Source organism: Actinomyces sp. oral taxon 170 str. F0386, assembly GCF_000195595.1.
GTDB lineage: Bacteria > Actinomycetota > Actinomycetes > Actinomycetales > Actinomycetaceae > Actinomyces.
The window spans coordinates 142898-152049 of record NZ_GL882539.1; the positions used below are offsets into that span (position 1 = coordinate 142898).

The window sequence follows — 9152 nt, forward strand, 5'->3', positions numbered from 1 at the left end:
GGCCACCTATGGAACAGGGCGAGGATCGGTACCAGGGTCACAGCGGCGATCAGGCCGGCGGGCACAGCAGTGGTCGGGGTGAGGACCAGCGTGAGGTGAGACCTCGTGAGCAGGGCGGACGCGGTACCGGTGGCGCGCCGGACAAGCAGGGCCGGCACAACCCACGCAGCGATGGCCGCAACCGCCAGGGTCGGCGCTCAGGCAGGGGCTCTGGCCGGCGTCGGAACACCTGGAGGAGCTACTCCCCCGAGCAGCTCGCCGCCCGCGCCGAGGCCGTCCCGGCGATCGTCTACCCCGAGGAGCTGCCGGTCTCGGCGCGCCGCGAGGAGATCGCCGCCGCCATCGACGACCACCAGGTCGTCATCGTCGCCGGCGAGACCGGCAGCGGCAAGACCACCCAGCTGCCCAAGATCTGCCTGGAGCTGGGCCGGGGCGTGACCGGGATGATCGGCCACACCCAGCCGCGACGCATCGCCGCGCGCAGCGTGGCCGAGCGCATCGCCTCCGAGCTGGGCACCCCGATCGGGCGCGACGGCGTCGTCGGCTACCAGGTGCGCTTCACCGAGGAGGTCGGCGAGAACACCCTCGTCAAGCTCATGACCGACGGCATCCTGCTGGCGGAGATCCAGTCCGACCCCCAGCTGCGCCGCTATGACACGATCATCGTCGACGAGGCCCACGAGCGCAGCCTCAACATCGACTTCATCCTGGGATATCTGGCGCGCCTGCTGCCCCGGCGTCCCGACCTCAAGGTCATCATCACCTCGGCCACCATCGACTCCGAGCGCTTCGCCGAGCACTTCGGCCGCGAGCTCACCGGTGACCGAGGGCAGCCCCTCGGCGAGGCGACCGCGGTGCGGTCCCCGGTCATCGAGGTCTCCGGGCGCACCTACCCCGTCGAGGTCCGCTACCGTCCGCTGGCTCCCGACGACGCCGAGCCCGCCTCCGACGACGTCGGTCATCCACCGGCCGGCGGCTCGCCCACCCCCGCGCCCGGCCCGGCGGCTCCCGGCGAGCTGAGCGAGGCCGAGCTGGAGGCCCTGACCTCCCCCGACCCGGCGGTGCGCGCCGCGGCCCGGGCCCGCCGGGAGGCCGTCCGCTCCAGTGCCGGCTCCGCGTCGCTCGCTCCCCGGAACCAGGGCGCTCGCGGCAAGGGCCGGGGCCGGGTCGGCTCCGCGGCCGCCGAGACCGGGGATCCCAAGGACCAGGTGACCGGGATCCTCGACGCCGTCGACGAGCTCCTGGGCGAGCCCAGCGGCGACATCCTCATCTTCCTGGCCGGTGAGCGCGATATCCGCGACACCGAGGCGGCCCTCATCGACCATCTGGGGACGCGCTACACGCCCGACGGTCGCTCGCGCACGCCGGGCGCCATCGAGGTCGTACCCCTGTACTCGCGCCTGAGCGCCGCCGAGCAGCACCGGGTCTTCGAGGCCCACCAGGTGCGCCGCATCGTCCTGGCCACGAACGTGGCCGAGACCTCCCTGACGGTTCCCGGTATCCGCTACGTCATCGACCCGGGCCTGGCGCGCATCTCCCGCTACTCCAACCGCACCAAGGTCCAGCGCCTGCCGATCGAGCCGGTCAGCCGGGCCAGCGCCAACCAGCGGGCGGGCCGCTGCGGGCGCGTGGCCGACGGCATCGCCATCCGCCTCTACTCGCAGGCCGACTTCGAGGCGCGCCCGGAGTACACCGAGCCGGAGATCCTGCGCACCTCGCTGGCCAGCGTCATCCTGCAGATGGCGGCCCTGGGCCTGGGGGCGGTGGAGGACTTCCCCTTCCTGGACGCCCCCGACTCCCGTCAGGTCCGCTCCGGCCTGCAGCTGCTCACGGAGATCGGTGCGATCGAGTCGGCCGGGTCCGCCTCCGCCCGGTCCAACGACGCCCCCGGACAAGGCCGCCGGGGACCGCGTCTGACTGAGATCGGGCGGCGCCTGGCGCGCCTGCCGATCGACCCGCGCCTGGGACGCATGCTCCTGGAGGCGGGAGAGCTGGGCTGCGTCGGGGAGGTCATGGTCATCGTGGCGGCCCTGTCCATCCAGGACGTCCGCGAGCGCCCGGCGGATAAGCAGGAGGCCTCCGACGCCCTGCACCGGCGGTTCGCCGACCCGACCAGCGACTTCTTGACGTACCTCAACCTGTGGCGCTACCTGCGCACGCAGAGCCGCGAGCTGTCCGGCTCGGCGTTCCGGCGCATGTGCCGCGCCGAGTTCCTGCACTACCTGCGGGTGCGCGAGTGGCAGGACGTCCACACCCAGCTGCGCCAGCTGGCCCGTCCCCTCGGTCTGGACGCAGCCCCGGTGGAGCTGCCGACGGCCCGCTCGATCCGAGCGGCCACCGAGGCCCTGGAGCCGGGCAGCCACGCCGCCCAGATCGCCAACGGGGGCGTGGCCGCCGCCGTCGTGGCCCTGGGGCGCAGTGCGGACACGCCCGACGCCGACGCGATCCACCGTTCGCTGCTGGTGGGTCTGCTGTCCAACGTGGGCAACTGGGACGAGCGTCGTCGGGAGTACGCCGGCGCACGCGGGACGCGCTTCACGATCTGGCCGGGCTCGGGTCTGCGCCGCAAGACCTATGACTGGGTGATGACCGCCGAGCTGGTGGAGACCTCCCGGCTCTTCGCCCGCACGGTGGCCAAGGTAGACTCCCGGTGGATCGAGCAGGTGGCGGACCGGGCGGGCCTGACCCGTCGCGTCTTCGGAGAGCCCTACTGGTCGACCCGTCAGGGGGCGGCGATGGTCCACGAGAAGGTGCTGCTCTACGGGATGACCCTGGTGGCGGACCGGCCGGCGACGCTGGCGAGCGTGGGGACGGACTCGGCCCGCCAGGTCGCCCGGGAGATGTTCATCCGCTCGGGTCTGGTGGAGGGCGGATGGCACGCCCGGCACGGTTTCGTGGAGCGCAACCGGGCCCTGGTCGAGGAGCTTCAGGACGTGGAGCGGCGTCGGCGCGAGCACGGCCTGCTGGCCGACGACACCGCCCTGTTCGACTTCTACGACGACCGCGTCCCCGAGGAGGTCACCTCGGCGGCGGCCTTCGACGCCTGGTGGAAGGATCAGCGGCGCGCCACCCCGGACCTGCTGGACTTCACCCGCGAGCTGCTGCTGCCAAGCGGCGATGACGCGAGCGGCTTCCCGGACACGTGGGTGCAGGGGGACCTCACCCTGGGGCTGGACTACGTCTTCGAGCCGGGCCACACCGAGGACGGGGTCAGCGTCCAGGTGCCGGTGGAGGTGCTGGGGCGCCTGAGCCCGGAGGGCTTCGACTGGCTGGTGCCGGGGATGCGGGCCGAGCTGTGCGTGGCCACGATCCGGGCGCTGCCCAAGCGGGTGCGCCGCCAGCTGGTGCCGGCCCCGGACGTGGGTGCTCAGGTGCGGGCCCAGATCGAGCAGGAGTTCCCGACGCCGCCCGGCGCGAGCTGCCCGGACGTCCCCTTCGAGGAGGCCTTCAGCCGGGTGGTGTCCCGGCTCAAGGGCGTGGAGATCACGGAGGCCGACTGGGCCGAGGCCGCCGAGCGGCTTCCGGATCACCTGGCGATGGCCTTCGCGGCCCTGGATGCCCGGGGCCGGGTCATCGACCGCAGCCGGGACCTGGTCTCGCTCCAGCAGCGGCTGTCGGGCAAGACGGAGGCGGCCGTGCGCTCGGCGGTGCGCGGCGCGCTGGCGCAGGCGATGGCCGAGGCCCAGGAGCGTCAGGGCTCGCAGGGGTCCGGCAAGAGGACCAGCCGTAAGGGGCGTAGGAAGAAGGGCGGGCAAGCGGCCGCCGTCCAGCGGTCCGACGGCGCTGCTGAGGCCACTGGGACCACAGGAGCCGGCGCCGGTCTGGAGGAGCGTCAGGGTCTGAGCGACTGGCCCAGTGGCGTGCCCGGTCTCGGAGACCCGGATGGCTCGACGATCCCGGCCTCGGTGGAGACTGCGGGCCGGGCCGGCCTGGTGGTGCGCGGCTACCCGGCCCTGGTGGCGGCCTCGCCCAGGAGCGCGGACCTGCGGATCCTGCCCGACGCCGTCGCCCAGGTGAGCGCTCACGGCGCCGGGGTCACGGCGCTGGCCCTGGCGCGCACGGCACTGCCGACGGCCCGGGTGACGAGCCGGTGGAGCGCGAAGGAGTCACTCGTCCTGGCGGCCAGCCCCTACCGGAGCACCGAGGCGCTGGTGGAGGACATGCAGGTAGCCGCCGCACGGATCGTGGCCGGGCACTGGGCGACCTCGGAGCCCGGCACGCCAGTGGCCGAGGTGCGCAGGCGCGAGGTCTTCGAGTCCCTGGTCGGCCTCATGCGCGACGAGCTCGAGGACGAGGTCCACCGGGTGGCTCGGAATGCGGCAGCGGCGCTCAAGGCTTCCCGGGAGGTGGACCGGGTGGTGGGCGAGCACACCTCGCTCACCTTGCTGGGCACGCTCCAGGAGGTGCGCGAGCACGCGGCTGTCCTGGTCCCTGATGGCTTCATCGCCGCCACCCCGCCGGAGTACCTGGCGCATCTGGAGCGCTACCTGAGGGCCCTGGTGATGCGGGTGGAGAAGGCGTCCTCCTCGCCGTCGGGTGCCTCTCAGGACGCGGCCCTGGCCTTCCAGGTCTCCCAGGCCCAGGAGGTGGTGGACAGGACCCGTGCCAAGACGGCTTCACTGCCGGCCGACCCGCAGCGCGAGGCCGCGCTGGAGGAGGCCCGTTGGATGGTGGAGGAGCTGGGCGTGAGCCTGTTCGCCCAGACCCTGGGCACGAGCCGCAAGGTGAGCCTCCAGCGCATCACCAAGCTCTGCGCCCAGATCGCCTGATCCCCACGGACGACTCGCCTCACGCCCCTCGCGGGCACACCATGAGGCGTCATCCCGACGGACGATGTCTCCTCCCTCAGGAGGAGATGAGCTGGCGGCCCGTTCGCCCACCTGGACGATTACACCGATGTCCGGCGCGGCTAACCTGGAGCCATAGAGGAAACGATCACTGCGACGCCTGCTTTCTCCGTCTCTCCGTCTCAGGCATCTCACGAACGCTTTCTCCGGTTCCACACAGTCGGCCCCCGCACCTCTCCGTTGCGGGGGCCGACGACGTCGGGGCTTGCTGATCCGCCCGGCTGTTTCTACAGCACGGCGGACATGAGACGGCAGACGTTGTCCACGTAGCGGTTGTACCAGGGCTCGGTGGCCCAGGCCTCGGCCGTCAGCTCGGTGCAGATCTCCCGGTAGTCGGCATCGTTGATGCGCAGCAGGTCGTCGAGGTCCCCGCCGAAGGCCAGCAGCATGACCTCGTAGTTGAGGGCGAAGGAGCGGAAGTCCATGTTGGAGGAGCCGATGACCCCGACCTCGTCGTCGACCGTCATGTACTTCGAGTGCAGGACCGTCGGCGAGGGGTAGAGGTAGATCCGCACCCCGGCGGCCAGGAGCGCCGAGTAGTAGGAGCGCTGGGCGTGGCTGACGATGAACTGATCGGACTCCTTGCCCACGAACAGCTCGACCTCCACCCCCCGGTAGGCGGCCGACGTCATGGCCGACAGCAGCGCCTCGTCGGGAATGAAGTAGGGGCTGGTGATGGACACACGCCGCTTGGCCCCGTTGATGAGCGCCAGGAACATCCGCAGGTTCGGCTCGGTGGGGTAGCCGGGCCCGGAGGGCACGAGCTGCATGGCGTTGACAACGGCGTCGGGCCGCCCCGGCCGCGGGGCCGGGGTCCCCACCAGGACACCCGGGAGCCCCGCCATCTCCGGCAGGGTCTCCACGGGCGTTCCCAGGGCCAGGTCGAAGGCCTCGAGCTGCTCGCCGGCCTCGAAGTACCAGTCCATGGCGAAGACGGCCTGGGCCTCCAGGACGATCTCCCCGGTGACCTCGATCGACAGGTCCTCCCAGCGGCGCCCAGCCCGCATGTTGCGTCGGGTCCGGTAGGTGGGGTCGATGACGTTGTGGCTGCCGACGAAGGCCTTCTCGCCGTCGATGACGAGGATCTTGCGGTGGTTGCGCAGGTCCGGACGGCGCCACCGGCGCTTGAGCGGCAGCAACGGCATCATGAGCCGCCAACGGATCCCGGCGTCGGTCATGCGCTGGCAGAACTGCTTCCAGCCGGGGTACTTGCGGCTGCCCAGGTGGTCCAGCAGAAGGCGCACCGTGACCCCGCGGGCCACCGCGCGCTCCAGGGAGGAGAAGAAGACATCGGTGACCTCGTCCCAGCTCATGATGTAGAACTCGACGTGGACGTGGTCGGTGGCGGCGTCGACGGCGCGGGCCATGGCCTCATAGGTGGTGCGGGGCTCGGCGTGGACGGCCACCACCTCGCCGCTGACGCAGGGCAGCCCAGTGAGCCGGCGGTTCATTCGCAGCGCCCCGGCCAGGTAGGTCGAGGGCTGCGCACCCTTGGGCAGGTCGGGCATGGCACGGGTGTAGTCGAGGGTGATCTCGTTGACGGTGTGCTGCTGACGACGACGGGCGCCGTGAACCCAGGGGCTGCCGATGAGCAGGTAGAGCGGGAGCCCTACCAGCGGCAGCAGGAAGATGAGCAGCAGCCACGCGGTCGACGACGACGGGCGACGGTTCTCCGGAACCGTGCCCAGCGCGGCGATCTTGATGAGGTACTCGATGACGACCCAGGTGGTCGCCAGTACCGGTGGCAACGTCATGCTCGCATCATGTCATGCCGGCCGTGCAGCCCCCGTAAAAGCGCCTGGGCGCGGACCGGATGGCCCCACGCCCAGGCACTGCGAAGGCCCGCCCCGGTTGAACCACCGGGCCGGGCCCTTCGCAACGAGGTCGCTTACCGGTTCCCATTCGGCAGCGGGTCCTCCTTCACTGAAACGCCCGAACACATTCCCTTGGCTGTGGTCCGGACTCGGTGGTGACCGGTCAGCGGTACTCCCCAGTACCTCGCGGTCGCCATCGTTCAGCGGTGACTATGACTCTGCCGACGCTGTCTGAGAGAAGGCTGGAAATAACGCATCTAAATGATGACGCTTGATGACGATATGGTCACGACGTTCTCGCCGCAGCACTACAGTACCCCACATTCCTTGAAACGACGGCGTTTCATACACATCACCACCAGCCGCTAGTCCGACGTCGGACTTCCGAAGAGCGTCTTGAAGTAGCCGTAGAAGTTCCAGTTCCCCCACGAGGTGCACTGGTCCCCACCGCTCACGACCGCCTCGTTGGGCTGGAAGGGCGTGTAGTTGTACAGGCCCGCCGTCGCCTGGTTCGTCACCGTGAGCTCACCACTGCCGCACTGTGCGTCCGGCGAGTAGGCGATCTGCGTCGGCCGCTGCGCCACCACGTCGTAGCTCCCCGGGTTGAGGCGGTATCGCTGGAACTGGGAGGCTGCCCCGTAGAGCTGGGAGGAGAAGCCGGCCCACTGAGGGTCGCAGGCTCCGTGATCGGGACAGGCGTACCCGGCGGCGGCCTCGTAGTCGCGGGCGCTCAGGGTCCGGCCGGAGGCGGTCAGCAGCCCCTGCTCCTTGTGGATGAGGACGAGGAGCACCTGCGGATTGATGTCGCAGGCCTGGGAGACCCGCCAGACGACGTCGGCCGCACTGAGACCGGAGGCGGCCTCGATGCCTCCGGGGCAGAAGGTCGTGGCCTCGCGGGCCTGCGTGGAGAAGGTGGCGCTGGCCAGGCACTCGGTGCCGTCACTGCCCGGCTGGCAGCCGGCGTTGACCCTCTCAAGAAAGGAGGCAATCTCCTCGCGCGTCATCGCGTCAGCGTTGTAGAAGACCTCGTCGTCGACGATGCGGGCCGCATCGAACCCGCTCGCATCGGGTGCCAACGGGGCCGGCGCAGAGCTCGTGGCCCCTTGAGAGGCCTGCCGCAGTCCCAGACCGAGTCCACTGAGCGCGGAGCCGGCGGCTCGCAAGGCGATGAGGCCCACCAGGAGCGTGACGAGGAAGGCTCCGAGAACGACCCCGATCGGGCTGCGCAGGAAGGACAGGATGGTCCCCCTCCCATCCCGCCTCGTGCGCCTGACGCTGGCACTCGGGCGGTTCGGGCGCCTGCCACCTCTCCGGTGGCCCTGGCCGCGTCCGGGATGGTGCAGACCGCCGTCGCGGGAGCGCTCACCGCCCCGCTGCGCCGCCGGGCGGGCGCGCTGCGAGGCACGGGCCGGCTGGGACGAGACGGAACCGCCGGCGCTTCGGCGGGCCCGCGAGCGTCGGTTGGAGGGATGGTGGGACATCGGCATCATCGTGTCATACAACGAGCGCACGCACCGCTCCCGTGGAGCCAGGAGTTCTCGGAACAACCGGTGACGCCCCCGGCGGCACCGCCATCGCCTCAACCGGCCGCCGATACCGACCAGGTGAGGCCTTCGGCGCATACTGTGGGGCCGTGAACCTTCCCGACGTCCTGAGCCTGGCGCGCACTCTCATGGAGGAGGCCGACGTCGGAGACTGGGAGCTGGCCTTCGACCGGGCGCGTCGCCGGGCGGGTCAGACGGACCACGCCCGACGCCGACTCACCCTCAGTCGCCACCTCATGAACCTGTACGACGAGGCGCAGGTGCGCGAGACGGTCCTGCACGAGATCGCCCACGCCCGCGTGGGCCCCCACCACGGGCACGACGCCGTCTGGGCCGCGGAGGCGACCCGTCTGGGAGCCACGGGCCGACGGCTCGTGGACGCTCAGGCGCCGAGGCTGCGGGGACGCTGGGTGGGCAGGTGCCCGGCGGGACACGAGGTCGATCGGATGCGCCGCCCGGCCTCGCCCGTCTCCTGCTCACGATGCGCCCCTCGGTTCAGCCTCGCGCACCTGCTCTCCTGGAGCCTCGACGGCGTCACCGTCTCGCACGAGGAGATCAGTGAGCGCTACAGCCTCCTTCTACGGCTTGCCCGTCACAACGGCCGTGAGGCGGGCCCGTAGGAACAGCCGTCCGCCTTCTCCTCCACCTCCTGAGCGATGATGAGCGTCCATCCCGTCCGGGAAAACGCTTGGCTCAGGGAACCGACCCAGAAGAGAATTTCCCAGATTTTTCCCAGGATCCTGCCCCTCCTCTTCACAGGGTGATGGCGTTACATAGTGGGCACCGCCGGACAGAGACGGTCTCGAGGGTTGGGGAGCCCAGTGACAGGCCGCATCTCTGAGACGGTGTCGGGTCATAGGGAGCCTGGCGCAGTCGCTCTGGCGAAGGAGGAACCTCCTCCTCGGGTGCATGGGACCCCGGGTTGCAGGTGGAACCTCGCGAGGCTT

Annotated in this window: 4 protein-coding genes; 2 read left to right on the forward strand and 2 right to left on the reverse strand. The window is 70.8% G+C overall.

The genetic code is table 11. The features are described 5' to 3' along the window. The first annotated feature begins 8 nt into the window (after window positions 1-8). Window positions 9-4769, forward strand: a complete 4761-nt coding sequence (locus tag HMPREF9056_RS07260; RefSeq protein ID WP_009746790.1) for a DUF3418 domain-containing protein — start codon at window positions 9-11, stop codon at window positions 4767-4769. A 305-nt stretch (window positions 4770-5074) separates the two neighbouring features. Here the strand turns inward: HMPREF9056_RS07260 and HMPREF9056_RS07265 are convergent, their stop codons facing one another. Beyond that, a complete protein-coding gene (locus HMPREF9056_RS07265) occupies window positions 5075-6601 on the reverse strand; it encodes a phospholipase D-like domain-containing protein (protein ID WP_009746791.1) in 1527 nt (508 codons plus the stop codon). Window positions 6602-7026: 425 nt separating this feature from the next. Further along, the gene (locus HMPREF9056_RS07270; protein WP_253269971.1) at window positions 7027-8142 is read right to left on the reverse strand and encodes a hemagglutinin; all 1116 of its coding nucleotides are present in this window, start codon (window positions 8140-8142) and stop codon (window positions 7027-7029) included. A gap of 152 nt (window positions 8143-8294) precedes the next feature. Here HMPREF9056_RS07270 and HMPREF9056_RS07275 point away from each other — a divergent pair, with 152 nt between their 5' ends. Next, window positions 8295-8825 (forward strand): SprT-like domain-containing protein, encoded by a 531-nt coding sequence (locus HMPREF9056_RS07275; protein WP_009746795.1) that lies wholly within the window; start codon window positions 8295-8297, stop codon window positions 8823-8825. Window positions 8826-9152 lie beyond the last annotated feature (327 nt).